Source organism: Paenibacillus sp. sgz302114, from assembly GCF_056120345.1.
The window spans coordinates 414,426-441,143 of sequence record NZ_JBVYOI010000001.1; the positions used below are offsets into that span (position 1 = coordinate 414,426).

25 protein-coding genes and 1 other annotated feature are annotated in these 26,718 nt (G+C 51.6%); of the genes, 20 read left to right on the plus strand and 5 right to left on the minus strand.

Annotated elements, in window-relative coordinates:
* Complete coding sequence (gene hemB, locus AC0LWF_RS01855; RefSeq protein ID WP_474649869.1) at positions 1-996, plus strand: porphobilinogen synthase; 996 nt, start codon at positions 1-3, stop codon at positions 994-996.
* A 145-nt stretch (positions 997-1,141) separates the two neighbouring features.
* Here the strand turns inward: hemB and AC0LWF_RS01860 are convergent, their stop codons facing one another.
* Complete coding sequence (locus AC0LWF_RS01860; protein WP_474649870.1) at positions 1,142-1,804, minus strand: Crp/Fnr family transcriptional regulator; 663 nt, start codon at positions 1,802-1,804, stop codon at positions 1,142-1,144.
* A gap of 112 nt (positions 1,805-1,916) precedes the next feature.
* Between AC0LWF_RS01860 and hemL the strand changes: the two genes are divergently transcribed.
* The 6 genes from hemL to murC all read left to right on the plus strand — a co-directional run bounded on the left by hemL (position 1,917) and on the right by murC (position 11,551).
* Complete coding sequence (hemL, locus tag AC0LWF_RS01865; RefSeq protein WP_474649871.1) at positions 1,917-3,218, plus strand: glutamate-1-semialdehyde 2,1-aminomutase; 1,302 nt, start codon at positions 1,917-1,919, stop codon at positions 3,216-3,218.
* A 15-nt stretch (positions 3,219-3,233) separates the two neighbouring features.
* A complete protein-coding gene (locus AC0LWF_RS01870; RefSeq protein WP_474649872.1) occupies positions 3,234-4,229 on the plus strand; it encodes an RluA family pseudouridine synthase in 996 nt (331 codons plus the stop codon).
* Between the two features lie 97 nt (positions 4,230-4,326).
* Positions 4,327-5,571 (plus strand): LysM peptidoglycan-binding domain-containing protein, encoded by a 1,245-nt coding sequence (locus AC0LWF_RS01875; RefSeq protein ID WP_474649873.1) that lies wholly within the window; start codon positions 4,327-4,329, stop codon positions 5,569-5,571.
* 166 nt (positions 5,572-5,737) lie between these two features.
* Positions 5,738-5,982 (plus strand) — a binding site (T-box leader).
* A 76-nt stretch (positions 5,983-6,058) separates the two neighbouring features.
* Positions 6,059-8,719, plus strand: a complete 2,661-nt coding sequence (locus tag AC0LWF_RS01880) for a valine--tRNA ligase (RefSeq protein WP_474649874.1) — start codon at positions 6,059-6,061, stop codon at positions 8,717-8,719.
* Between the two features lie 62 nt (positions 8,720-8,781).
* Entirely contained in the window at positions 8,782-10,149 is a 1,368-nt protein-coding gene (locus AC0LWF_RS01885; protein ID WP_474649875.1) for a bifunctional folylpolyglutamate synthase/dihydrofolate synthase, read from the plus strand.
* Positions 10,150-10,156: 7 nt separating this feature from the next.
* Positions 10,157-11,551, plus strand: coding sequence for a UDP-N-acetylmuramate--L-alanine ligase (gene murC / locus AC0LWF_RS01890; RefSeq protein WP_474649876.1), 1,395 nt, complete (start codon positions 10,157-10,159; stop codon positions 11,549-11,551).
* A 214-nt stretch (positions 11,552-11,765) separates the two neighbouring features.
* On the opposite strand, the gene AC0LWF_RS01895 is transcribed toward murC, so the two are convergent.
* The 3 genes from AC0LWF_RS01895 to AC0LWF_RS01905 form a co-directional block, all read right to left on the minus strand.
* On the minus strand, positions 11,766-12,200 hold the full coding sequence (locus AC0LWF_RS01895; RefSeq protein ID WP_474649877.1) for a VOC family protein: 435 nt from the start codon (positions 12,198-12,200) through the stop codon (positions 11,766-11,768).
* A 314-nt stretch (positions 12,201-12,514) separates the two neighbouring features.
* Complete coding sequence (locus AC0LWF_RS01900) at positions 12,515-13,039, minus strand: SRPBCC family protein (RefSeq protein WP_474649878.1); 525 nt, start codon at positions 13,037-13,039, stop codon at positions 12,515-12,517.
* 79 nt (positions 13,040-13,118) lie between these two features.
* Positions 13,119-13,448 carry an ArsR/SmtB family transcription factor gene (locus AC0LWF_RS01905; RefSeq protein ID WP_474649879.1) on the minus strand — a complete coding sequence of 110 codons (330 nt, stop codon included), beginning with the start codon at positions 13,446-13,448 and terminating at the stop codon, positions 13,119-13,121.
* Positions 13,449-13,565: 117 nt separating this feature from the next.
* Here AC0LWF_RS01905 and AC0LWF_RS01910 point away from each other — a divergent pair, with 117 nt between their 5' ends.
* The 13 genes from AC0LWF_RS01910 to AC0LWF_RS01970 all read left to right on the plus strand — a co-directional run bounded on the left by AC0LWF_RS01910 (position 13,566) and on the right by AC0LWF_RS01970 (position 25,289).
* Positions 13,566-15,002 carry an SPOR domain-containing protein gene (locus AC0LWF_RS01910; protein WP_474649880.1) on the plus strand — a complete coding sequence of 479 codons (1,437 nt, stop codon included), beginning with the start codon at positions 13,566-13,568 and terminating at the stop codon, positions 15,000-15,002.
* 62 nt (positions 15,003-15,064) lie between these two features.
* Positions 15,065-15,307, plus strand: coding sequence for a DUF4321 domain-containing protein (locus tag AC0LWF_RS01915; RefSeq protein ID WP_090573494.1), 243 nt, complete (start codon positions 15,065-15,067; stop codon positions 15,305-15,307).
* A gap of 33 nt (positions 15,308-15,340) precedes the next feature.
* Positions 15,341-15,973 carry a Maf family protein gene (locus AC0LWF_RS01920; RefSeq protein WP_474649881.1) on the plus strand — a complete coding sequence of 211 codons (633 nt, stop codon included), beginning with the start codon at positions 15,341-15,343 and terminating at the stop codon, positions 15,971-15,973.
* A 39-nt stretch (positions 15,974-16,012) separates the two neighbouring features.
* Positions 16,013-16,702, plus strand: a complete 690-nt coding sequence (gene radC, locus AC0LWF_RS01925) for a RadC family protein (protein WP_474649882.1) — start codon at positions 16,013-16,015, stop codon at positions 16,700-16,702.
* 45 nt (positions 16,703-16,747) lie between these two features.
* On the plus strand, positions 16,748-17,776 hold the full coding sequence (locus AC0LWF_RS01930) for a rod shape-determining protein (RefSeq protein WP_474649883.1): 1,029 nt from the start codon (positions 16,748-16,750) through the stop codon (positions 17,774-17,776).
* Between the two features lie 120 nt (positions 17,777-17,896).
* The gene (gene mreC / locus AC0LWF_RS01935) at positions 17,897-18,760 is read left to right on the plus strand and encodes a rod shape-determining protein MreC (protein WP_474649884.1); all 864 of its coding nucleotides are present in this window, start codon (positions 17,897-17,899) and stop codon (positions 18,758-18,760) included.
* Positions 18,757-19,281, plus strand: a complete 525-nt coding sequence (gene mreD / locus AC0LWF_RS01940; RefSeq protein WP_474649885.1) for a rod shape-determining protein MreD — start codon at positions 18,757-18,759, stop codon at positions 19,279-19,281. The genes mreC and mreD overlap by 4 nt, the downstream gene beginning before the upstream one ends.
* 74 nt (positions 19,282-19,355) lie before the next feature.
* Entirely contained in the window at positions 19,356-20,015 is a 660-nt protein-coding gene (locus AC0LWF_RS01945; RefSeq protein WP_474649886.1) for a septum site-determining protein MinC, read from the plus strand.
* A gap of 23 nt (positions 20,016-20,038) precedes the next feature.
* On the plus strand, positions 20,039-20,830 hold the full coding sequence (gene minD, locus AC0LWF_RS01950; protein ID WP_126017977.1) for a septum site-determining protein MinD: 792 nt from the start codon (positions 20,039-20,041) through the stop codon (positions 20,828-20,830).
* 7 nt (positions 20,831-20,837) lie between these two features.
* A complete protein-coding gene (locus AC0LWF_RS01955; RefSeq protein ID WP_474649887.1) occupies positions 20,838-21,986 on the plus strand; it encodes an FtsW/RodA/SpoVE family cell cycle protein in 1,149 nt (382 codons plus the stop codon).
* Positions 21,987-22,137: 151 nt separating this feature from the next.
* Entirely contained in the window at positions 22,138-23,160 is a 1,023-nt protein-coding gene (locus tag AC0LWF_RS01960; RefSeq protein ID WP_474649888.1) for a peptidoglycan DD-metalloendopeptidase family protein, read from the plus strand.
* The gene (locus AC0LWF_RS01965; RefSeq protein WP_474649889.1) at positions 23,153-24,040 is read left to right on the plus strand and encodes a site-2 protease family protein; all 888 of its coding nucleotides are present in this window, start codon (positions 23,153-23,155) and stop codon (positions 24,038-24,040) included. The genes AC0LWF_RS01960 and AC0LWF_RS01965 overlap by 8 nt, the downstream gene beginning before the upstream one ends.
* A gap of 52 nt (positions 24,041-24,092) precedes the next feature.
* Positions 24,093-25,289: an Rne/Rng family ribonuclease gene (locus AC0LWF_RS01970; RefSeq protein WP_474650448.1), complete on the plus strand. Its 1,197-nt coding sequence runs from the start codon at positions 24,093-24,095 to the stop codon at positions 25,287-25,289.
* 25 nt (positions 25,290-25,314) lie between these two features.
* On the opposite strand, the gene AC0LWF_RS01975 is transcribed toward AC0LWF_RS01970, so the two are convergent.
* The gene (locus tag AC0LWF_RS01975) at positions 25,315-26,691 is read right to left on the minus strand and encodes an arsenic transporter (RefSeq protein WP_474649890.1); all 1,377 of its coding nucleotides are present in this window, start codon (positions 26,689-26,691) and stop codon (positions 25,315-25,317) included.
* Positions 26,692-26,718 lie beyond the last annotated feature (27 nt).

Sequence of the window (26,718 nt, forward strand, 5' to 3'; positions counted from 1 at the left end):
ATGGCATTTCCAATTACAAGAAACCGCAGATTGCGCGGAACCGCAGGATTGCGCAGCTTGGTGCGTGAAACACAATTAACGGTAGATGACTTGATCTACCCGTTGTTCGTTACAGTCGGCACAGGCATCAAAGAAGAAATTCCTTCGATGCCAGGCGTTTATCATCTGTCGATGGATCTACTCCAGCAGGAGATTGATAACGTAGTCGCAAGCGGCGTAAAAGCAATTCTGCTGTTCGGCGTTCCAGCAACGAAGGATGCAGTCGGTTCATCCGCGTATGATCATAACGGTATCGTGCAAGAAGCGACGCGTGCGATCAAGGAATGGGCACCGCAGCTGCTCGTCGTTGCAGATACATGCCTCTGTCAATTTACTGATCACGGCCACTGCGGCATGATCCATCACGACGAGCGGACAGGCCGCGCGGAAGTCGATAACGATTCTTCGCTCGAGCTGCTCGTGAAGACGGCTGTCTCGCAAGCGGAAGCTGGCGCTGACATTATTGCGCCATCCAACATGATGGATGGCTTCGTTGGCGCAATCCGTGAAGGATTGGATGCGGCAGGCTTCGAGTCTGTGCCGATTATGTCCTACTCGGTCAAATATGCGTCTGCATTCTACGGACCATTCCGTGATGCGGCCCACTCCGCACCACAGTTCGGCGACCGTAAAACTTATCAGATGGACCCAGCCAATGCGCGTGAAGCGCTTCGTGAAGCAGAAGCGGACATCATCGAAGGTGCGGACATGCTGATGGTGAAGCCTGCGCTTGCTTATCTCGATGTTGTGCGTATGTTGAAGGAGACTTTTGACTTGCCGGTTGTTGCGTACAATGTTAGTGCAGAGTATTCGATGGTGAAAGCTGCTGCGGCTAATGGATGGATTGATGAGCGCGCGATTGTGCTGGAGACACTCACGGGGATGAAACGTGCGGGTGCGGATATCATTATTACGTATCATGCGCTTGATGTGGCACGCTGGCTGCGCGGGGAATAACAAAACTAGGCTAGACTTTGCATGAGCGCAAGTGTAAATGGCTATCGCCGTCTTCTGACGGCAGAAGCTTACGTTTCGCGGAGACATTATAGAAATGGATACAGCTTAACCTATACATTCCATAATGTTAAAAAGCCTGAACGGTCTAGCCGTTCAGGCGGGCAAGGTCGAGCTTATATTCATTTAGGCCGAATTTGAGGATGTTGCGGTCCTCGAGATCGCGAAGCACCTGGGATAACGATTGCTTCGTGACGCCTGCCATCTGGGAGAGCTCGTCAAAGTTCAGCGCAATTTTAATTGTGATGATGTTGCCAGAGCGCGAGCCGTGGCGGTTAGCAAGCAGGATGACGTTCTTAAGCACGCGGGTGCGGGCGTCAACGAAGGTCAGGTCATAGACATGCTGGTTCGTGTCGCGCAACCTGCGGCACAGCTCAGCCATAATATGGCGAGTAATCTCAAATTGATTGCGGAGCAGGTCATTGAATGCTTTGCCTGCGATGACAAGCAATGTCGTCGATTCAAGCGTCTGTGCGGAAGCCGAACGTGGTCTGCCGTCAAGCAGCGACAATTCGCCGAAGCTCTCGCCAGCTTGGATGAGCGACAGCACCTTTTCCTCGCCTGCTGTGCTGCGCGTATAAATTTTCACGGAACCTTTCAACAGAATATAGAAAGCTGAACCGTGATCATTTTCCTGAAACAATACGGTTCCTGCAGGAAAAGATTGCTTATTCGCGATCGACAAAATATGATGCAGCTGTTCGTCGCTCAAGCTTTCAAATAGCTGTACGGTCTTCAATAGTTCGATCAATGCAATCAGCCTCTCCATCTGGAGTAACAGGCCAAGATAGTAGGAAAGCCTGTACGATCTATAGCAGAAGTGTACCATAGGATTGTCACTAATTAACAGGCAGGTGTCGCAAATGAACGTTAAGAATCAGAAAAGGTCGGATGAGCGCTCCAAAGCTGCTTTTGCCAAAGCGAAGACGGTCATTCCCGGCGGCGTTAACTCTCCGGTTCGCGCTTTCAAATCTGTTGGACTAACACCGGTATATATGGAGCGCGGCGAAGGCTACCGCGTCTACGACATTGATGGCAACAGCTACATCGACTATGTCGGTTCGTGGGGACCGCTCATTATGGGCCACGCCCATCCAGAGGTTATCGAAGCGATCAAGAAGACGGCTGAGAAAGGGACAAGCTTCGGCGCTCCGACGGAGCTCGAGACGCTGATGGCTGAGCTCGTCTGCGATCGGGTGCCATCGGTTGAAGTCGTCCGTATGGTAAACTCCGGCACGGAAGCGACGATGAGCGCACTGCGTCTTGCGCGCGGCTATACGAAGCGCAGCAAAATTTTGAAGTTTGAAGGCTCGTACCATGGTCATGCGGACAGCTTGCTTATTAAAGCAGGATCAGGCGTTGCAACGCTTGGATTGCCTGACAGCCCTGGTGTGCCAGAGAGCGTGGCATCCCATACGATTACCGTTCCTTATAATGATCTGAACTCCATTAAGCTGGCGTTCGAGCAGTACGGCGAGCAGATCGCTTGTATTATCGTTGAGCCAATTGCCGGCAATATGGGTGTCGTTCCGCCGCTGCCTGGCTTCCTGCAAGGGCTGCGCGACATTACGACGCAATATGGCAGCTTGCTCATCTTCGATGAAGTCATGACAGGCTTCCGCGTTCATTACAACTGTGCGCAAGGCTTGTACGGCGTAACGCCGGATCTGACTTGCCTAGGCAAAGTCATCGGAGGCGGCCTGCCAGTCGGCGCATACGGCGGCAAACGCGAAATAATGGAGATGATGGCGCCTAGCGGTCCGATCTATCAAGCTGGCACGTTGTCCGGCAATCCGCTTGCGATGGCCGCGGGTTATACAACGCTAAGCCTGCTTACACCGCAAACGTACGAGCAGCTTGAGCGGATGAGCGTTCGCTTGCAGCGCGGCTTTGAGGCGAATGCTTCGAAACACGGCGTACCTGCTACGATTAATCGTGTAGGATCCATGGTTTGCCCGTTCTTCACCGAGAAGCATGTTATCAACTACGACACGGCGAAGACAGCGGATCTGGATCGGTTCAGAGCTTATTTTGCATCGATGTTGGATTTGGGCGTTAGCGTTGCGCCGTCCCAGTTTGAAGGCATGTTCGTTTCTGGCGTGCATGACGAGGCGGCAATTGATGCAACGATTGAAGCACACGATGAGGCGCTTCGCCGTCTCTAATAGGAGCTGAGAGTCGTGGTTGAACATCGTTTGTTAACCTATGAACGAAACGGGGAGTGGCTGAGCTTGTCGGCGAAAGAGCTGGCGAGCCATGCTGCCCATGCCGGCGTTCAGCAGATAGAGGCCGGGAGTCATCCGCACCATGTGCGGCAATGGCTGCTGGCCCTTGGTTTATTTCCGGTACGTTACTTGAATCGCCTCTTCTCCGTAGGCGGCATCCAAATGGACGGAGACACGATCCGGCTCCGCACCTTCATTCCGGCCGATCCGGCAAAGGATGCGGTTTATCGGATGGCGATGCAGCAGCGAGAGGAAGTGGAGGCTGTGCGGTCGTCCAATGAGCGCGCACAGGCAGAGGTGCTTTTTCAAGACGACTGGTGCCTCGTCATGGACAAGCCAGCAGGTATGCCTGTTCATCCGAATGCACCCGGCCAGCGCGGAACTCTCGATGAGGCGGCAGCACTCGCCGGTATCGCGCATGGCGACCATCAGTCCGCGAAGCATATCCACCGGCTGGACGATGATACGGCTGGACCCGTGCTCTATGCGCGCAATGAGCTGGCGCAGCTGCACCTGGACGCGGCGATGCGAGAGAAGACGATAGGCAGGCAGTATGTCGCCCTAGTGCAAGGCGTGCTTCGCAGGCCAGCAGGAACGATTGATGAGCCGATCGGCAAAGACCGCCATCATAGTGCCCGTAGGCGCGTGTCACCAGCCGGGGATCATGCCGTTACCCATTACGAGACAATCGCTTCGTACCGCCGCGCCACTCTTGTGCGCTTATGGCTGGAGACCGGCAGAACGCATCAAATCCGTGTCCATATGAGCTACCTTGGTCATCCGCTCGTTGGCGATTCGCTGTACGGCGGCAGTGACTCCCTGCTTCGCCACCAAGCGCTGCGAGGCGAGCAGCTGACGTTCATCCATCCGTGGTGCGCGGAAGAGATGACCGTGCAAGCGGATGAGCCTGAATGGTTCCGAGAAGTGCGCGAACGCTATGCTTCACTGTGAAAATCGTAGTCATGCCTATCCACCCCTTGCCATATAGATAAATAGGGAAGAAAGCTGTAACCAAGCTTTGGTGAGAGGGGAAAGGAGGACGACAACCGTGCCCAGTCAGTCAAACGGTTTGCGATTTGACATTTATGAACGGGTTCATTTGCCTGATGAAGTAGCGGCAATCGACGAGCTGGAAGAAATTGAGCTTGTCCCCCGTATCGGAATCGTTCAGCAAGACGAGCAGGTGTTGTTAAAAGGACATTTGCTCCTGACCGGCGTGTACCGCGCTCAGGATGAGCCTTTAGCTGAACAATCATTGGAACACTGGATTCCTGTCGAAATTACGCTTCCTATGAATCGTATTCACCGGCTGGATGACATCTCCGTAGAGATTGATAACTTCGACGTTGATCTTCTGTCAACGCGAACGCTCAATATCACGGGTGTGCTGTCGCTGAAAGGAATTGAGCTGGGTCATTCAAGCCCGCAGGAAGAGTGGCAGCGGGAAGAGCCTTTCACGGTCGTGCACAAAAGAGATCCGGTAGAGGTGCCGAATTACGAAGCGTTGTTCGAGCAGCAGACTGGTTATGCGGAGCCGCAGGCCATCCGTAATGAAGGTTGGGAGCCCGCCGGCAGCCCGCCTGCCTACAACGATGCGTTTATCCGTGATGCGGCGGCGCAAGCGGCGCAGGCGGCATTCGAGCAAGAGGAGATTGCGCAGGCGGCAGAGATCGTAAGGCAGCAGCAGCTGGAAGAGGAGGCTCGAGAAGCAGAAGCGGCGCTTCAGGCGATTGAGTCCGAGGTGTCTGATGAAGTGATCGAGGCGGCAATTGCCGGACCTCCTGCGGAGAATCCGTTTCTAGCTGACGCTGCGGAACGCGAAGCCAGGAGCCGTCAGCTGGCAGCGAATATCGCAGATGCGCCGGCTGCGCAGCAATTTGGCGACATTTCGGCAATCGAAGCCGAATCGGCGCGAAAATTGAAAGTCGCGGTCGGGGGCAAGCCAGCCGAGGAAGAGGCTGAGGCTGCTCAGCCGCCTGGCGTCGGCTTCCGGTCACTGCTGCAATCGAGCCGCAGGGAGCAGGAAGCAAGGGCGGCGGCGGAGCAATCGGCCGAGCAGGCAGCGAAGGAAGCGCGCAAATCGAGCGGAGATGAAATCGAGTGGAAGAACCTGTTCTTCAGCCGTTCGGGCGAGGATCAGTCCTTCCGCAAGCTACGCATCTGTATCGTGCAGCGAGAGGAGACGCTCGACGTCATAGCAGGCCGTTATCAGCTGCAGCCGCGCGAGATTGCGCTCTATAATCGGTTGCCGGATCAGAGCATTAGCGAAGGCCAAGTGCTGTATATTCCTTAACGCGCGCGAGATAGATGCAGATAAGCCTCCGAAAAGGGCTGTAAGCATTCCTTTTCAGAGGCTTTTTTGCTGTCTTTCCCAAATCTCTGGAAGTGTGGACGGCTGTGGGATTGACGTGGACAATTAAGAACGTGTATGATAGAAAAAATAGGGTTATACTCTTATTATAATGACGTTGATGGGGAAGAGTAGCAGGAATGCCTTCAGAGAGCGGAACCAATGCGCTGAGAGGTTCTGCAGGTAATGAACTGCGACAGGTCGCCCCGGAGTTGCTGGAATGAAACGGTGCTAATCGTTAGTTCAAGCCGGCTGCAGCCGTTATCTGTTCTAAAGTTGTCGAATGAAGCCGTTTCATGCGGTTTATTCGGAACAAAGGTGGTACCGCGGAAGCTAGAACCTTTCGTCCTTTGCTATTAAGGGCGTGAGGTTTTTTTGCGTTTATCCAGTTTATTACGATATTGAAATACATTGGAAGCGAGGAATAGTGATGTCACAGAAACAAGCAATGACAGAGATGCCGACGACGTACGATCCGAAGGCAGCCGAGTCCAAATGGTATCCATATTGGATGGAGGGCAAGTTTTTTGAAGCAGGCAAGCGTCCAGATGCGGAAGCCTATACGATTGTAATTCCTCCTCCGAACGTAACGGGTATGCTGCACATCGGGCATGCGCTCGATTTTACGCTGCAGGATATTCTGATCCGTACGAAACGGATGCAAGGCTATGATGCGCTATGGCTGCCGGGGAGTGACCACGCAGGTATCGCGACGCAAACAAAGGTTGAGCAGAAGCTGCGCGAAGAAGGCGTATCCCGCTATGACCTGGGACGTGAGAAATTCCTGGAGAAAGTGTGGGAATGGAAAGATCTGTACAATGAGACGATTCGTGAGCAATGGGCGAAGATGGGCTTCTCGCTCGACTACTCGCGCGAGCGTTTTACACTGGATGAAGGGCTGTCCGCAGCGGTTCGCGAAGTGTTCGTTCGTCTCTATGAGAAGGGCCTTATCTACCGCGGCAAAAAAATCATTAACTGGGATCCGGCTGCGCGCACGGCGTTGTCCGATATCGAGGTTGAGCATAAAGAAGTGAACGGTCATCTGTATCATCTTCAATATCCGCTGAAGAACGGCTCGGGCTTTATTACAGTTGCGACGACTCGCCCAGAGACGATGCTTGGTGATACAGCGGTTGCGGTACATCCGGAAGATGAGCGCTATAAACACCTCATCGGCGAACTGATTATTCTCCCTATCATCGGCAGAGAGATTCCGATTATTGCTGACGAGTATGTGGAGAAAGAATTCGGTTCCGGTGCGGTAAAAATTACGCCGGCGCACGACCCGAACGATTTCGAGGTTGGCCTTCGCCATAGCCTGCCGCAAATCGTTGTAATGGACGAGAGCGGTACGATGAATGCAGAAGCGGGTCCGTATAACGGTATCGACCGTGCGGACTGCCGCAAGCGGATCGTTGCAGATCTGCAAGAGCTTGGCGTTTGCATGAAGATCGAAGATCATGTTCACCAAGTTGGCCATAGCGAGCGCAGCGGCGCAGTTGTTGAACCGTACTTGTCGACACAATGGTTCGTTGAGATGAAGCCTCTCGCAGCGGCTGCGATCGAAGCGCAGAATGCGGGCAAAGGCGTCAATTTCGTTCCAGATCGCTTTGAGAAAATCTATTTGCAATGGATCGAAAATGTTCGCGACTGGTGTATTTCCCGCCAATTGTGGTGGGGACACCGCATTCCGGCATGGTACTGCGACGCTTGCGGCGCGATGCATGTTGCACTTGAAGACCAAACATCTTGCTCCACATGCGGCAGCGAGTCGCTTCGTCAAGATGAAGATGTACTCGACACTTGGTTCAGCTCGGCATTATGGCCGTTCTCGACACTCGGCTGGCCGGAGCAGTCTGAAGACCTAAAACGGTTCTATCCGACGAATGTTCTAGTAACAGGTTATGATATTATTTACTTCTGGGTTGCGCGGATGATCTTCACGGCGCTTGAGTTCACAGATGAGAAGCCGTTCAAGGACGTTCTCATGCACGGTCTCGTTCGTGACGAGAACGGCAAGAAGATGTCCAAATCGCTTGGCAACGGCGTCGATCCGCTTGAAGTGATCGAGAACTACGGCGCTGATGCGATGCGTTTCATGATTTCGACAAGCAGCACGCCGGGTCAGGATCTGCGCTTCCGCTGGGAACGCGTTGAACAAGCGCGTAACTTCGCGAATAAGATCTGGAACGCTTCACGGTTCGCGCTCATGAACCTTGAAGGCGTAACGGCAGCTGACATTGACATCAATGTGAAGCTTGGAACGGCAGATCGCTGGATTCTTCACCGTCTGAATGCTGCGGTTGCTGACGTGACGCGTCTGATTGACAGCTATGATTTTGGCGAAACCGGCCGTGTGTTGTACAACTTTATCTGGGATGACCTGTGTGACTGGTATATCGAGTTCGCGAAGCTGAACCTGAACGGTCAGGACGCGGAAGCGAAGCGCGCGACACAGTCCGTACTCGCATACGTACTAGATCGTACACAGCGTCTCATTCATCCGTTCATGCCGTTTATCAGTGAGGAAATTTGGCAACACTTGCCGCATGAAGGCGAGACGATTACGCTTGCTCCGTGGCCGGTTTATGATCCAGCGTTTGAAGCGCCTGAAGCTGTTGCCGAGATGGAGCTGCTCATGGATATGATCCGTGCGGTTCGAAACATCCGTTCTGAGGTTAATGTACCGATGAGCAAGAAAGTCGAGCTGCTCGTGAAGCCGTCGAGCGATAGCATTGCTGCCATTCTGACGCGTAACGAAGAGTTCATTGTCCGCTTCTGCGGCACGTCGAAGCTTGAGATCAGCGAAGCTCTCGCTGCTCCGGATAAAGCGATGACAGCAATCGTTACAGGCGCACAAATGTACTTGCCGCTTGCTGGCCTCATCGATATCGAGCAAGAGATTGCTCGTCTGAACAAAGAGGTTGCAAATCTGACAAGCGAAGTTGAGCGTGTGGAGAAGAAGCTTGGGAATGAAGGCTTCGTTGCGAAAGCGCCTGCGAAAGTCATTGAGGAAGAACGCGCGAAAATGGCTGACTATGCGGAGAAACGCGAGAAAGTGCTTGCGCGTATTGAGGAGCTGAAGGGCTAGAACAGCCCTTCTGAGCTTGTCAATTCGCAGCATTTCGCTGCAGAAGGAAGAAGGAAATCATAATGACTGAACAACAGTTATCGGCACAGCTTGCTAGCTATGAAGAAGCAAGGGATTGGATTGTGGGGCTCGTCCCATTCGGCATTCGCCCTGGCATGGAGCGGATCGAGAAGCTGATGGAGCTGCTCGGCCGCCCGGAGCGCCGGCTGAAATTTATCCATGTGGCGGGCACGAATGGCAAAGGCTCTGTCTGCGCTTATTTGACCAGTGTGCTGCTGCGATGCGGCTATGATGTAGGGACGTTCACGTCCCCTTACATAACGAAGTTTACGAATCGTTTCAAGTATAACGATGCGGACATTCCCGATGAAACGCTGCTTATGCTCGCGAACAAGCTGAAGCCCCATGTCGAAGCAATTGCACAGACCGAGCTTGGCTCACCTACGATGTTTGAAGTATCGACGGCGCTGGCGATTTTGTATTACGGCACAGTGTCATACCCTGATTTTGTCGTGTGGGAAACTGGGCTTGGCGGACGTATGGATGTGACGAATATCGTGACACCGCTTGTGTCGGTTATTACGAATGTTGGTCATGATCACATGGATATTCTTGGCGATACGATTGAGGCAGTCGCGACAGAGAAAGCTGGTATCATTAAAGCAGGTGTTCCCGTCGTCAGTGCAGTGACACAGCCGGAGGCAGTAGCCGTTGTAACTTCGACGGCTCAGGCGAAACGCAGCTCGCTTTATCTATTGGGTGAAAAGTTTCATGAATCGGCGCTTCAAGTGGCGGAGAATGAGCAAACATTCCGTTTTGACGGCTTGTTCCGTACGATTGAACCGCTGACCATTACACTAAATGGTGCACATCAACGGACGAATGCAGCCGTAGCTGTCATGACGCTTGAAGTGCTGCGGCAGTATTATGCCGCTATCATTGAGGATGAAGACCTACGGGAAGGGCTTCGTACTGCAGCTTGGCCGGGGCGCCTCGAGATGATTCAGCAGTCGCCTAGGCTGCTCATCGACGGTGCGCATAATCCGGAGGGCGCCCAGACCTTGGCGGCTGCGCTTCGTGATACGTATTCGTACAAGCGTCTGCATCTCATGATGGGGATGCTATCGAATAAGAATCATCGCGACACGCTCAAGCATATACTACCTCTAGTGGATACGCTTATCGTGAGTGAGCCGAATTTCCGCAAGGCAATGCCTGCTGCGGAGCTGGCTGAGCTCGTCAGCGAGATTCGTGATTCAAGTGACCGTCCTTTTGAGCTGATCGTTGAACCGGATTGGAAGCAGGCTCTTAAGAGACTGCAAGGTTTGGCGAATGAAGCGGATTTGGCGGTCGTTACCGGAACGCTCTACTTAATTGCAGACGTCCGCTCCCAATTGCTCCACAATAAGGATTCTGAAAAAGGTTGGTGAACCGTCTTTGAACACAGCAGAGCACGTTCATTTCATCGGTATTGGCGGTTACGGCATGAGCGCCATCGCGCGCGTCATGCTGGAGATGGGCTATAAAGTGACAGGCTCAGACGTTGCCGGGCAAGAGCTTACGGAGAAGCTTGCAGCCAAAGGAGCGCGTATTTACATCGGTCACGAGCCGGAGCATGTCAAAGGGGCGGATTTGGTCGTATATTCGACGGCGTTATCTCGTGATAACGTCGAGCGCGTCGCTGCGGAGAAGCTGAACATTCCGATTCTTCACCGCGCTCAAATGCTTGCGAAATTGATGAATAACGGCAAAGGTGTCGCTGTCGCTGGCGCGCACGGCAAAACGACGACATCCTCGATGATCGCACTGGTGATGGAAACTTGCCAGCTCGATCCGACGTATATCATTGGCGGTGAAATCGTCAATGTCGGTACGAATGCGAAAGCCGGCAAAGGCGATTATGTCGTGGCAGAAGCGGATGAGAGCGACGGCTCGTTCCTGCAGTACCATCCTACAATTGCCATCGTGACGAATATCGAACCAGATCATCTTGAAAACTACGACGGTGATTTCAATAAATTAAAAGCAGCTTACGTGCAGTTTCTAAGCCAAGTGAGGGATAGCGGCAAAGCGATCGTCTGTGCGGACGATGATAATATGCAAGAGATGCTTCCTGAGCTTACAGCAGGTCCTCTTGGTCGTGAAGGCGTACTTACGTACGGCATTGACCATGAGGCGATTTACCGTGCGACAAATATTACACTCGGCGATCGTAAAGCATCGTTCGATATGGCGCGTCACGGCCAGCTGCTTGGCCGCATTGAGCTGTCTGTTCCAGGACGGCACAATGTGTACAATGCAATGGCAACAGTCATTACATGCTTGGAAGCGGGCGTATCGTTCGAAGCGATTGCGGAAGCCATCGTTGATTTCCGCGGCGCGAAACGCAGATTCCAGGTGCTCGGCGAAGTGAATGATATTCTCGTTATTGATGATTATGCGCATCATCCGACAGAGATTCAGGCGACAATCAGCGCTGCCAAGTCGACGGGCAAACGGATCATTGCGGTGTTCCAGCCGCAGCGGTATACGCGCACGTTCTTCTTGCTCGAGCAGTTCAGCCGTGCGTTCTCGGAAGCGGATGAGGTGCTCATCACGGATATTTATTCACCCGCTGGGGAGCAGCAGATCGAAGGCGTTCACTCCAAGAAGCTAGTGGAGATGATCATCAAGAACAGCAATGCCAATACGTCATACTATCCGACCAAAGAGGAAGTGCTGACGGTGTTGACGGACCAAGTGAAGCCAGGTGATCTCGTCATTACGATGGGTGCCGGTGATATTTGGAAGGTTGCGGATTCACTTGCGAAGACGCTCCGCGGGAAGGCTTGAAACGTTTGCCTCCCTAAATCCCTCCAGAGGAGGGACCCCAAGGGATTCGTCCCTCTGGACCCCCGAATGGTTTAACGTTTGAGTGACAGAGGCGCGTGCGGAGATTCGTTAGGTGGGGGAGAAGTGTTGTCACTTGCGTGACAAGACTTCTTGTCTGAACAAAAAAAGCTGAGAATCGTGATTTCGATTTCTCAGCTTTTTTTTTGTGTTTTAACTAGCTAATATCCTGCCATACTGCAAACTTATTGCCATCGGGATCATAAAAATGAAACGACCACCCGCAGCCGCCATTATCTTTGAGCTCCGAAACATTCGCTCCATCTTCTTTCATTAAGCGGTATAGCTCCTCAATTTCGGTCACCTCGAAACAAGCTGCTTCCATCACATACTGTTCATCCTTTTCATCCCAGTCGTGGGTAACGAAGTTCGACGTTTGCTTCTTTGTTGTCTCTAGGAAGAAGATCCCTTGTCCGGAGTCGAGTTTTACATTGCCTTGAGGAGATAAAGCAACCAGACCATATTGCATAAAGAACCGTTTTGCGGCTTCAGCGTTTGTCACAGGTATATAGATGCATTCAATCCGCTTTAAGCAGGCTTTCGTATGAGGATACTTGCGCTCTAGCTCATGCTTTAACTCTAACTTATTCACTGAAACTCCCCCTTAAGTGGTGTGAAGTATTTATTCTGAATAAAATAGGGAATTCCTTCCACTCGGAATGGGAGTGGTGAGTTTCATGGTGCTGAAAGAGAGATGGGGGAAAGAAGCTGGTTCGCTGGACTACATGGTGCTGAATGTGATGGACGAGGGTGAGAAGCTGGTTTGGTGGACTACTCTAGGTCACTGGAAGTTACAGAATATCGGCGAAAGGAACGAAAGAGAGTCCTCCAGGTATCTACATTCATCTAACCTCGCAAAAAAAACTGAGAAATCGGACATCCGATTCTCAGCTTTATCAACATTAACTATGCGATTGTTGCGAGGTACGCATCGAGCTGCGCTAGTGTGCCTGCGAAGCCGCCTTGAACGAGGTGATGCGATTCGTTGAACGTTTTGATTTCCTCATCGGAAGCGTTGTATGGCTTGCCGCGCATGACTAGCAGCGTTTTGCCGCCTTCTTGCTCTTCGAATACAAGCTCGTTCCAAACTTCAACCGGCCAAGTTGGCGCCATCGGATGGCGGTGGCTGTTACCCTCTTTGTCCGAGAAGGAAGTGATGTAGACGAGTCGATTCGGCTCGTCGATCTCACGATACTCGAATTTGCCCCACATTTCCTGTCCATCCGGCGTCTTCATGCTGTAGTGAAAGAGACCGCCTTGCTTAAGGTCAACTTTGCACTCGCCCATTTCAAGCCCTGCTGGACCCCACCAATGCTTCAAATGCTCGGCTTGTGTGAACACCTTAAATACAAGCTCGCGAGGAGCGTCTATTACGCGTGTAATGAGCAATTCATTTATGTTTTCACCGGTAGTTGTTTGATTATCTGCCATGTAGATTCCTCCAAAGTTATCATTTTGTACGAGAGTGTTAATAATCTTACGAGCTTACGAACGTGCTTAAGAGGTCCTCCTACTCTTCTTGATTAGGGTCCTTCGTCTGCAGCTTGCGTAGATAAATCTCCAAATCATCGAACTTTCCTTCCCAGAAACGGCGGAAAGAACTGACCCAGTCATCGAGCTCCTTGAGCGGCGCAGTTCCTAGCTTGTAAATTCGCCGATTGGCAACCGGATGCACCTCGACGAGACCCGCCTCAAGAAGCACGCGCAGATGTTTGGATACTTGCGGCTGATTCAGTTCTAGCCGTTCGGCGATTTCGCCTACTGTGTGAGGGCCGTCTCGCAGAAGCTCGACAATTCGTAATCGGTTAGGCTCAGCAAGAGCGCTCATAGTCGAATTCATGTTTTGAATATACCTCATAAGGAATATTCCTGTCAAGGAATGTGAGTTGGCGGAGTCATACTTCTCTTAACTTTTTCATAGACTCGTACTAGAGTATGTGGACAAGGAGAGAGTGCGATGAACAATAAAGGACGCATTACCTATCGTTTCGATCAGCGGAGCGGAGCACGGATGGAGCCGAAGCAGGAAGAGAAGCGGCGCGAGAACTCCGCGAATGTCGTACCTTTTTTTCAAGAGGAACTTAAATTTACTTCCGATATAGGTCCATGGAACAGCTCCTTCCAAAATGATGCCCAAGCGCTGGAGCAGCTTATTCGTGAGGCAGACGGTCAATTCCCTAAGCAGAAGCCGCGGCGTGCAGAGCATGTCCGAGAATCAATTGAACAAGAGCAGCAGCCCATGCAACCAGTGTCTGAACAGCGCCGGAACCATACTGAGATCCAGCCATACCCAGAGACGGACGTGCTCGAACCGATTCTGCTAGGCGATGAATACGAAGAAACGCCAATCAAACGACCAGCGCAGTCTCCTCAGGTCATTGATATGTATCCGATCATTGATGTCGAAGAGGAAGAACGGTATCGCCGCGCAAGCAGCAATGATCGAAATGCTAGAGCTTCCTTTGGTTCTTATTTAACGGGATCATCGCAACGACCGAGTAGAGGACCGTCATGGTATAAAGTATTTGCTTCGGTCACCGGGGCGATCGCAACTGGCGCGATATTTGGTTATTTTGTACTTACACTTTTTACTGGCGGCAACGGTACGACTGGCAATGATGCAGCGACTGTAACAGGCAAGCCTTCTTCCGGCACGAGCACGGATTCAACTGCAGCCGGTACAGACAAGAATACAAACAAAAATCCGAATACAGCGACTGACACGTCCGGCACTGCTAACAGCAGCAACCAAGCTATTTCACAAGCTGCACTGGTGCAAGTCAAAGTGCCTGCCTCCACGTACTATATGCTTCAGTACGGAGTATTCAGCAACAAGGAGGGGCTTGATGCAGCAGTAAGCGAGCTGAACGAGAAGGGGCTTGCAGCGGCTTCCTTAACGTCTAGCGAGGACTACCGTGTCTACGTGGGCATGTCGACGGACAAAGACAACGCGCAGCTGCTCGGCCAGCTTCTGACGGGCATGGACGTTTATGTGAAGCAGATCGAATTGCCTGCGGTTTCCTCGATTCCTTTTAAAGGCGACAGCTCCGTCGTCGAATCATTCTTCTCTCAAACGAACGACCTGCTAGCGAAGCTGGATTCGTTAACTTTGGAGCAATTAAGCGGTGCAAGCACAGGCGGTTTGGCAGCAGGAGATTGGAAGAAACTGCATGAGACCTGGACACACTCCGCTTCACTCATGGAAGCAGGCATGACAGACAAAGTGAATAAGAACGCACTGTTGAAGCTTGTCCAGTCCATCAATACTGCGGCGCTGGCAGCTGATGCATATGTGAAGAAACCGTCGGAAGCCTACTTGTGGACCATGCAGAAGTCATTGATGCAAGCTGTATTCACTCAGAAAGGTTGGTTTGCTTCCATGGATGCATTGTAATGCGTTACTTCCCCGCGTATAATAAAGTGTACGTGTCAAATTATGGCGAGGGACGTAACAAGATGAAGAAAAATTTCTGGGTATTTTTATTATTTCTGCTTATTGGATTATTGACAGGCGCACTTCTTTCCCGGTGGCTGTCGGAGGTACCAGGACTTTCGTTCCTCACGAAAACAACGACGATAAAGTGGGCGCCAGCAGCGGATTTGCTCGTGCTCAGCTACAATTTCTCGCTTCGAATTGAGATCAGCCTACTAAGCATCGCTGGACTAATTGCAGCGATTTGGGTTTACCGCAAGCTATAACGGGGTATCTATGTATGCGTAAGGAGCGTCACCATGAACGTGAGATCTTCTTCGAATTCTTCTTCAACTATACGCCAGCTTGTGCTGGCTTCATCTTCTCCCCGCCGGCAGGAATTGGTCGCGTCACTCGGCCTTTCCTTGCCGGTTCTCATTTTGTCCAGCGATGCCGATGAAAGTACGCCGCAAAACTGGTCTCCGGCAATGATCGTGGAGCAGCTAGGTCTGCGTAAGGCCAGAGCCAGCGCCGAGCTGCTAAGCAGTGAAGCTAAGAAGAGTTCTCTTATCATCGGCGCAGACACGATTGTCGTGTTAGACGGCAAAGTGCTCGGCAAGCCGTCGGACAAGAACGACGCTGTTCGGATGCTGACAGAGCTCGAAGGTCGGCAGCATGAAGTCTATACCGGCGTCGCACTCATCGAACCTGCTACCAGCCGCGAGCTTGTCTATCACCAAATGACGCGCGTGACGATGAAGCAGCTTGGCGAAGAACGGATTCGGCGCTACGTCGATTCCGGGGAACCGCTCGATAAGGCCGGCAGCTACGGCATTCAGGGACTTGGCGCAACAATGGTGGAGCGAATCGACGGCTGTTATTTTAACGTAGTCGGACTTCCGTTATCGCTGCTGACGGACATGCTAGATGAATTCGGCATCAATGTGATTTAACAGCTAAGAGACGAATCTCGCACAAAGGCAGGGATGTCTATGGAAGCAAAGCCATTCGTTTTGAAGGATGTACCGAACAGCGAAAGACCTCGGGAACGTATGATGTCGGCGGGGGCTGAGGCGTTAAGCCATGCCGAACTGCTGGCGATCTTGCTGCGAACCGGAACGAAGCGGGAATCCGCGGTTCTGCTCGCTTCGCGTATCTTGAATCAATGCGGCGATTTGCGGGGTTTAGTGGATATGAGCATAGCGGAGATGACGAAGATCCGCGGCATCGGGACGGCGAAGGCGGTCCAGCTTCGAGCAGGCATTGAGCTCGGACGCCGGCTTGCTAGAAGCCAGCAAGGCGAGCTTCCTACCATACGAAAACCAGCCGATGCTGCGAACTTATTAATGGAAGAACTTCGTTATTTGAAACAAGAACATTTTGTCTGCTTGTTTTTAAATACGAAGAATCAGGTTATTTTAAAAGAAACATTATCCGTCGGCACCCTCAATGCGACCTTAGTGCATCCTCGCGAAGTATTTCGGGCGGCTATCAAATGCAGCAGTGCTTCGTTGATTTGCGTACACAACCATCCAAGCGGCGATCCAACGCCGAGTCCTGACGATATAGCGCTTACGAGGCGCCTGATCGATGCAGGTGAACTTGTAGGCATCGATGTTCTCGATCACTTGGTAATAGGTGACAATCGCTTTATCAGTTTGAAGGAGCGAGGTCACATGTAATATAATAAGAGGGATTGTCTGAAAGCAGAAAGGAAGTATACAAACATGTTTGGAACGAAAGATCTAGGAATTGACCTTGGCACAGCTAACACACTCGTCTATGTAAAAGGTAAAGGCATTGTCGTAAGAGAACCGTCCGTGGTCGCTCTGCGTACAGATACAAAAACGATTGAGGCCGTCGGCGAGCAAGCGAAAAAAATGATTGGGCGTACACCAGGCAACATTCGTGCGATTCGTCCGATGAAGGACGGCGTTATCGCGGACTTCGAGACAACGTCGACAATGATCAAATACTTTATCCGTCAAGCGCAAAAGCAGCGTGGCTTATTCCCACGCCATCCGAATGTGATGGTGTGTGTGCCGTCGGGCATTACTGCTGTTGAGCAGCGCGCCGTGAAGGACGCGACGGAACAAGCGGGCGCTCGCGAAGCGTTCACGATCGAAGAGCCGTTCGCGGCGGCAATCGGAGCGGACTTGCCAGTATGGGAGCCGACAGGAAGCATGGTTGTTGACATCGGTGGCGGTACGACTGAAGTCGCAGTTATTTCGCTCGGCGGTATCGTAACGAGCCGTTCGATCCGCATTGCCGGAGATGAGATGGACGAAGCGATTATGCAATACATCAAACGGATGTACAATCTCATGATTGGCGAACGGACTGCGGAGCAGTTGAAGATGGAGATCGGCTCTGCGCTAATAGGAGATCGGACGGAAACGATCGAAATTCGCGGTCGTGATCTCGTAACAGGCTTGCCGAAGACGCTGCCGGTTTCGTCGGAAGAAATTTGCGATGCGCTGTCGGATACCGTGAATGCTATTGTCGAAGCAGTGAAGGTTACCCTTGAGAAATGTCCGCCAGAGCTGTCTGCGGACATTATGGACCGTGGTATCGTTCTTACAGGCGGCGGCGCGCTGCTGAAGAACCTGGACAAGCTGTTGTCGCGTGAAACAGGCATGCCGGTAATCGTAGCAGAGAATCCGCTCGACTGCGTTGCAATCGGCACTGGCCGCGCACTAGACAATATTGATTTGTTTAAAACACGCGGAGGCCCGGTTTCTCGTTCCAAAAGATAATATCCGGCGTGTGTATCGATGGGGAAAACGGATGAGCAACGCTGATTGCTGTGAACGAACCAACGGGTTCGTTCAGCATCCAGCGCGGAATGGGCAGGTGTAGGGAAGTTGTTTAATTGGATGCGAAACAGACGGATGTTCGTCTTAATGCTTGTGTTTATATTATTCGTTACGGTAATGGGCTTCTCAATCGGTGATCGGAAGAAGCTGACTTGGCCGGAGAACTTTGCGCTCGATTCCACCTCATTTGTGCAACAATGGTTGTACAGGCCCGCTGGTTATGTAGCGGGCTTGTTTCAAGATTTATCGAACTTGCACAATATTTACAAGGAGAACGAAGAACTTCGCATCGCAGCTGCGGCTTATGCCAGAGATAGCATTAAATTTAACCGTATAGATGCCGAGAATAAACGGCTTCAAGAAAAGCTGAATTTTACGGAGCGGCAGAAAAAGCTGTATGACTACAACTATTTGATCGCACAGGTAGTGGCAGTCAGCCAGGATCCGTATGATGATACGATTCGAATTAATCTGGGCTCCAAGGATGGAATTAAGCCGAATATGGTGGTCGTTACTGATAAAGGCCTTGTCGGTCTTGTTAGCCGAGTGGACCCATTCTTCTCGTCGGTTATGCCGATCACGAAGCTCAGTGATACGTCACCTGACACGAAAGCCATCGCAGCTACAGTATTTGGCAAGGAGACGGATTCGTTCGGTATCGTCGATACCTATGATCCTGAGACCGGCAAGCTGTTCATGTCGAAGATCTCCGAGCATGATCCACTCACCAAGGGTGATACGATCATTACATCGGGTCTAGGCAATGTCTTCCCGCGGGGGATGGTTATCGGAACTGTGGATTCCAGTCAGGTCGGCGACTTCGGCCTCACGTATACGGCAACGATTACGCCGGCAGCGGATTTCGACCATTTGACAGAGGTGTTTGTCGTACAGCCTGCTGAGACAGGGGAGAGCGATAAATGAGCATGCAGCGCATCGTTGGCGTCATGCTGCTGCTCTTCCTCGTACAAGGCACCTTGTTCTATTGGTTCGTGCCGAGCAGCATGGTAGGACGGATCGTCCCGCATTTTACACTTGCTTTTGTCTTGTTTGCCGCGCTCTATCGCGGCAGACACTCCGCCTTGATTCTCGGAATGGCGTTCGGCTTATTGCAGGATCTGGCTTTCTATGGGCGCATTATTGGCATCCATTCGTTCACAATGGGACTCGTCGGTTATATGACAGGACTTCTCTTGGAGCGTAGAAAGAGTACACTTCTGATGGCACTGACGATGATTGGCATGTCCACGCTTGTATATGACACGATCGTTTACTTTATCTATCGTGTATTCCGATTAACGAGCGAGACGTACGAGTGGGCATTGTCTGAGCATATGGTTCCAAGCTTGTTCCTGCAGCTGCTCTTCTCACTAGCGATCTACGTGCCTGCGCGAAGATGGTTTGAGGGCAGCTTTGTTGCGAAGAGCGAAGAGGAAGAAACTTGACGAAAGTTGGCGCACCTGCCAGGCAGGAATCTGCACAGTTTCAAAGAATCGTATAGAGAAGGGGTGGGACGAGAGTGACCGAGAAGCAGCATATTACGATCAAAGGCGTCAAGGAAGGTCTCATCTTCCTTCTTGACGATAATTGCGAATTTTCCACGCTTATGGATGAGCTGCAATTCAAATTGGAAAAATCGCATCAACAGCTGCTGTCAGGTCCTATCGTTCACGTTCAGGTGAAGCTCGGCACCCGCCAGGTAAGTGAAGATGAGACGGAACGGATCCGGTCAGCAATCCGGCAGCAGGGCAATTTGCTCGTGCAGTCGATTGAGAGCGAGCCGCCGATCATTCCTCAGCTAGAGGATGGAAACAATTTGAAAGTGCTGGCAGGTATCGTTCGCTCAGGCCAGACGCTCGAGCATGAAGGTAATTTGCTGCTAATGGGCGATCTGAATCCAGGCGGCACGCTGCTCTGCACGGGAGACATCTATGTGCTGGGAGCGCTGAGAGGCTTAGCTCATGCAGGTTACAAAGGCAAAGAAGAGGCAATTATTGCAGCTTCGCTGCTGAAACCAACGCAGCTTCGTATCAGCGGCGTCATCAGCCGACCGCCAGATGAATGGATGACGGGTGATGCGGCAATGGAGTTCGCATACTTAAACGAAGGCGTTATGAAAATTGATAAAATGACACAGCTGCAGCGCTTGCGTAAGCTGCCGGTATTGTTTAGAGCTTAAGTAGTAAGCGGGGAGTGTTGATCATGGGAGAAGCGATTGTAGTAACTTCAGGCAAAGGCGGCGTCGGCAAGACGACGACGTCTGCCAATATCGGAACTGCGCTTGCTTTGCTGGGGAAGAAAGTGTGCATGGTGGACACGGATATCGGCCTCCGCAATTTGGATGTAGTGATGGGGCTGGAGAACCGGATTATTTATGACTTGATTGATGTAGCGGAAGGCCGCTGTAGATTGAATCAAGCGCTTGTGAAGGACAAACGCTTCGATGAGCTCTATATGCTGCCTGCTGCCCAGACAAAAGATAAATCGGACGTGTCTCCAGAGCAAGTGAAAGAGATGGTGCTTGAGCTGAAGAAGGAATTCGATTATGTCATTATCGATTGTCCTGCAGGCATTGAGCAAGGCTTCCGGAACGCGGTTGCTGGAGCTGACAAAGCGATTGTCGTAACAACACCGGAGAATGCGGCTGTCCGTGACGCGGATCGTGTAATCGGCTTGTTGGAGCAGACGCATATTCCAGCGAGACTCGTTATTAATCGGATACGCGCTAACATGGTTCGCAGCGGAGAAATGCTGGATATTGATGAAATTTGTCAAGTATTAGCCATTGATTTGCTCGGTATCGTGCCGGATGATGAGAAAGTAATCCGCTCCGCCAATGCGGGTGAGCCGACGGTTATGGATCCGTCATCACGCGCGGCGATCGCATATCGCAACATTGCGCGGCGGATGCTTGGCGATATGGTGCCACTTATGCCGCTTGAGGAGAAATCCGGGGTTATTAAGCGGTTTCGCAAGTTCCTTGGAATAGGATGATTACGCAGTGCTAAATAAACTTAAAAAAGTGGACCTCGGCATGATTATCATCCTGCTTGCCTTCATGGTCGTCAGTACGCTTCTGGTCCACAGTGCCACCTACGGAAATCCCGATTACGCGAATTATGATCTGAAAACGGTGATTTTCTACGGATTAGGATTTGCTGTCGCACTCGGTTCTACTTTCTTTGACTATCGTCTGTTTCTGAAGGCTTGGTGGGTGCTTTACGCGATCGGAGTCGTACTGCTCGTGATCGTTTATTTCACCGCTCCGGAGATTAATGGTGCGAAGAGCTGGTTCATGCTGCCAGGCGGCCTCCAATTCCAGCCTGCTGAGATGGTAAAGATCATTCTGATCATCACGGTAGCTTTCCTGATGGGAAGAAGGCAAGGAGATCCGCTGCGAGTTAGACAGGATCTACTGGTCGTGGCTACATTCTCGTTCGTACCTTTCATGCTCGTTATGATTCAGCCTGACCTCGGCAACGCGATCATCTATTTGGTTATCGTCCTTGGCATGCTTTGGATCGGCAATGTGCGTTATACGCATGTATTGCTAGGTATAACGATTATTGCAGGCGGACTCGTCCTGTTTATCTTCTTGTTCAACACGTACAATAAGCAGATTCACGATTACTTGCTAGATGCCCATAAGGTACACTGGTATGAGCGGATAAACGGCTTCATTAACCCGGAAACGGCGTCGGAGAAGGAGATCTACCAAGCGAGCAAAGCGAAGATTGCTATTGGCTCAGGCGGACTCACCGGAGACGGCTACATGAAGGGGGAATCGAAAAACCGGAAGTTTATCCCGTACCCGTACTCGGATGCGATCTTCGTCGTTATTGGCGAGGAGTTCGGCTTCCAAGGCGCCGCCGTCGTGCTGATGCTCTACTTCTTACTGATCTATAGGATGATCATAATTGCGTTCCAATGTTATGACTTGAAGGGCTCTTTTATCATCATCGGAATTGTTTCGATGTACGTCTTTCAAGTCTTCCAGAACATTGGCATGATGATCGGCCTCATGCCGATTACGGGCATTACGCTTCCATTCATCAGTTACGGCGGTACATCGCTGCTGCTCAATATGCTTTGCATTGGACTTGTTTTCAGTGTAAAAGCACATCAAGAGAAATACCAAATGGCCACTTAATTGGCCGTTATGCCTAAACCGTCTTGCGTTCGCGCAAGGCGGTTTTTGTGCTTCTATCCGAGTGCAGCATGCCGCCTCACGCTCCAACATAACTGTACATGCCCCCACATATACATAAGCGAACAAGCTGCAAAATGTTGGAGGGATAGCTATGGATACGAAAAGCAGTATTCGCGAGCGCAGAGCAGAGCGGATCAGGCGGATTGTGGAAGAGAACCGTCATGCCAAGCCGCAGCAGCCGCAGCTGAAGGCGTTGCCCGGGCCGCATCAACCGCAGCAGTACCAGCTGGATGATCAGCAGCCGTATCAGAATCAGCAACAGAAGTCGCATCCGCTTCAGAAAAATAAGCTGCAGGCACTACCGGAGAAGACAGCAGAATCTCCTTACGAGCAGCCGCCGCGAAATGAATATGATGATCCGGAGCAGCTATGGAAAGCGAATCCAAACCCATGGAAGAGTGCAGGATGGCGCATTGCGCCGTTGCCGAGCAAATACGACCGAGACGGCAAGTCTGGTGGTCCGAAGGCGCCGCAACCGCCACAACAGCGGTTCGCTTTTGTCGCTAGAGGGTTATTTATTCAATCTGCTATTTCCGTTGCGCTGTTTATTATCGTTTTCGGCATGTTTAAGCTGGACGTGCCTATCGCGAAGAAAGGGCAGGAGGTCGTAACCGCTGCCTTAACGGAGCAGATGGATTTCGATGCCGCGGCCCGGTTGTACAAGAAGATGTTTGCTGGTGCTCCGTCATTCATTCCGTTATTCGGAAGCCATGACGACCCTGAGACCCAGGTGACTGGAGGTGCCGTGGAGCTGCCTATTGTTGCACCGCTCATCAATGGTAGTGTGGTTAGATCATTCGCTGAAACGTTAAGCGGTGTAGAGATCGTCGGTCAACCCTCTCAGGAGGTGCTGACGGCGGAAACAGGCAGAGTCATTAATGTGACCAATGACGGTGAGACCGGCGTGACCGTCGTCATCCAGCACGCGAATAATCGTGTGACCTTATACGGTCATCTCGGCGAAGTGAAAGTTGCCGTCAATGACTGGCTTGAAGCCGGAACGAAGCTTGGGCAGCTCCCGGCAGCTCAGGAGGGACAGCCAAGCTTGTTATTTTTTGCGGTGAAGGAGAAAGGCAAGTACGTCAATCCCGCTGACGTCGTTCCGCTTGATTAAGTTTGGCGGCATTCGGTGGTCCGTTCATCCGCTGTTCGTGCTCGTCATGCTGGCGTCGGTCATTACGGGGTATTTTGTCGAGCTGCTAACCTTGTTTGTCATCGTCCTGGTGCATGAGCTCGGACATGTTATAACGGCTAGAGGCTTTGGCTGGAATGTGCGCGAGATTAAGCTGCTGCCGTTCGGCGGCGTCGCTGAGGTTGAGGATGGAAGCGGGCTTCCGGCGAAGGAAGAAGCGATTGTGGCGATTGCCGGACCTTTGCAGAACGTCTGGATGGCTGGCATCGCATATCTGTTTGGTCAATTCGGTCTGTGGAGTCACGAATGGGCTCATTACGTGTGCCAAGCGAACATGATGATCGGACTGTTTAATTTGCTGCCGATTCTGCCGCTTGACGGCGGAAAGCTTATGCAAGCGGCGTTCAGCCGATCGCTTACATTTCACAGCACATTAGTGTGGGGCGCGCGTATCAGCCTGCTCTTCAGCGCGCTCATGCTTGTCTACGCGATCGTTCCGGCTATTCTTAGTGGTAATGCCATTCATCTTCATATGAACTTGGTTGCTGTTGGCATATTCCTGCTGCTCACGAATTGGACTGCGTATCGAAACATTCCCTTTCTGTTTATTCGATTTCTTACGAATCGGGCCGTCTCGTCATCGCGGTCAATCGCACGCGGTGTATGGGCGCTGCCGATCGTCATTCCGAAAGGCTACACAATTCTTGCAGCGCTTCGTTTGTTCAAGCGGGACAGCTATCATCTCATCGTCGTCATGGAGGAGAAAGGGGACATTATCGGCGTTCTGCCGGAGCAGCGGCTTGTGCATGGATTTCTCTCTGATGGACGGGCCGATCGTGCAGTGCTGGAGCTTTTCATGTAGAATAGAGTATCAGTAAAGATCGACTGAGTAGGAGGTCGTTCATTTGAAACGAATGCTGGTACAGAAACAGAAAGAGTCGCTGAAGATCGCTGTGGTGGATCAAGAGCGTCTGTTTGAATTTTATATGGAAAAAAGCGAGAGTGCGGGGCAATTGGTTGGGAGCATATATAAAGCAAAAGTCGTCAATGTGCTGCCAGGCATGCAGGCGGCTTTCGTCGATATAGGACTGACGAAGAATGCGTTCCTCTACATTGATGATGTGCTTCATCCTCACCTCGAGAAGCAGAGCAAAGAGAAGCCGCAGATTAGTCAGCTGCTTCGAGTTGGACAAGAACTTACCGTTCAAGTGATTAAGGAGCCGCTTGGCGGAAAAGGCGCGCGGGTCACGACGCATTTCTCGCTGCCAGGCCGTTTCCTCGTATATATGCCGATTGCTGATTATGTAGGTGTATCAAAGAAGGTGTCAACGGACGCAGAGCGGCATCGACTTCGCGTCATTGGCGAACAGATTAGGCAAGCGGAGGAAGGCGTCATTATGAGAACCGCAGCCGATGGTGAAAGCAGCGATTCTCTGGCGAATGACGTTCAGTTTCTGCGTGAATTGTGGTTGCGGATCGAAGAGACTGCAAGATCGGCTTCAGCTCCTGCATTGCTGCACCGCGAGGCAGATCTCGTGCACCGGCTCGTGCGTGATTTGCTTACATCAGAGATGGACGAGGTATGGATCGACGATAGAACTGCATATGAGCAGACCGAAACCATAATGAAACAGATGGCCCAAGCGATGCTGCCAAGACTAAGGCTATTCGAGAAACAAGTAGGCGCGGCTTCGCTCTTCCATAAGTATCGGATTCATGAGCAGCTGCACGATGCGTTCGAACGGCGTTATCGGTTGAAGTGCGGCGGCGATCTAGTCTGGGATCAGACTGAGGCGTTGACTGTAATTGATGTGAACACTGGCAAGTTCGTAGGGACAAGCGACCTGGAGGATACCGTCTTCCGTACGAATCTGGAGGCGGCTGAGCAAATTGCCAGATTACTGCGGATTCGCGACGTCGGCGGCATTATTATAGTTGATTTTATTGATATGGAGAAAGAAGAGCATCGCGAGCAGGTGATGCATCTGCTTGAGCGTCAGGTTAGAGCGGATCGGACCAAGTGCCAAGTGGTAGGCTGGACAAGGCTCGGTCTTCTGGAGATGACGAGGAAGAAAGTGCGGGAGCAGAGCAGTTATCCTGGCGGCATATGACTTCTCACTTGAAATAACAGTGTAGTTAAAATAACCAGCTGATCCAGTAATAAAGCACAACTAGCGTGAACAGCACCGTTGGCGGGATGACGAGAATCGTCACCTTCGTGTACTCCTTCCAGGGAAGCTTAACTTTATGTTTGCGCAAGATATGCAGCCAAATGAGCGATGCTAATGTACCAATTGGCAGCAGGAGCGATCCGATATCGCTGCCGATGACGTTCGCGAGATAAGCAATCTTGAGCGTCAGCGGGTCGAGATGCATCTCGGTCAAGGTGAGCGTCCCGATCATCAAAGCTGGATGGTTATTGAAAAGCGTAGACATTGCGCTCTGAATGGTGCCAATCACGAGGCTGGCATTGAGCAGATTGCCGCTGACAATCGGCTCAAAGAAGATAACGAGCTTATTCGTAAAGCCAATGTTATGAATGCCGAAAATAATGACATACATGCCGAAAGCGAATACGAGGATGTGCCAAGGTGTCTTGCGAAGCATATCAGCTGGTGAGATGTGCAAGTAATACCAACGCCATGCGAGTAGAATTGCGGACCCAATCACGGAGACGATTGCGATCGGAATGCCATAGTAGGAAGCGACGAACAAGCTGATACGGACGACGAACACAAACAGAAGCACTTTCTGCATGAAGCGGTTCCGCTGATCAGCTGTCAATTCGCCCAGCACCGGTACAGGCGCTTGTTGCTTCAGCGGGTGCTGACCAGGCAAGTTCAACCTGCCTCGGCCATGGATGTGGGGCGTCGCTGGCAGACGCTTTGGCAGCGCGCGATAGTTGACCAGAAACAGCAGCAGAACCATGAACAGCAAGCCAAGCGTGGCAGGGACAAACATCATTAGCGTGTTCATGTATAAGCTCATATGGACCATTTTCAATGCGATGAGATTAACGATGTTGCTGACGCCGATTGGAGCGCTGGACGCGGTTGCGACAAGTGCGCCTGAGAGCAGATAAGGAATTTTCTGATGCGGTTTAAGTCCCAAGTTCTGTAGCAATATAAGCAGTATCGGTGTTGTGATAAGAATGCTGCCGTCATTGTTGAAGAACAAGGTCATCAAGAAACAGAGCAGGTTCACATACCAGAACAAGCGAATGCCGGAGCCCTTCGCCCGAGCGGCTAGTCCTTCCGCGGCCCAAATAAAAAAGCCGAAGCTCTCCAAGACGACGGCCATGACGATGGTCGCCATAATGGTAATCGCTGCACCGCTAACCGTTTGGCTGATTTGTGCAAAGTCCGATAAGGAAACCGTTCCGCTTAGCAGGACGAGCACAGCACCAATTGTTGAGGGAATCGCTTCATTGATTTCTTTCGGCCGCCACAGAATGAGGATAACGGTCATGATGAAAGCGAAGATCGTCACGGTGTTCGCTAATGTGCCGTACATGCGTTTGTTTTCCCCCCTGACTGGTCG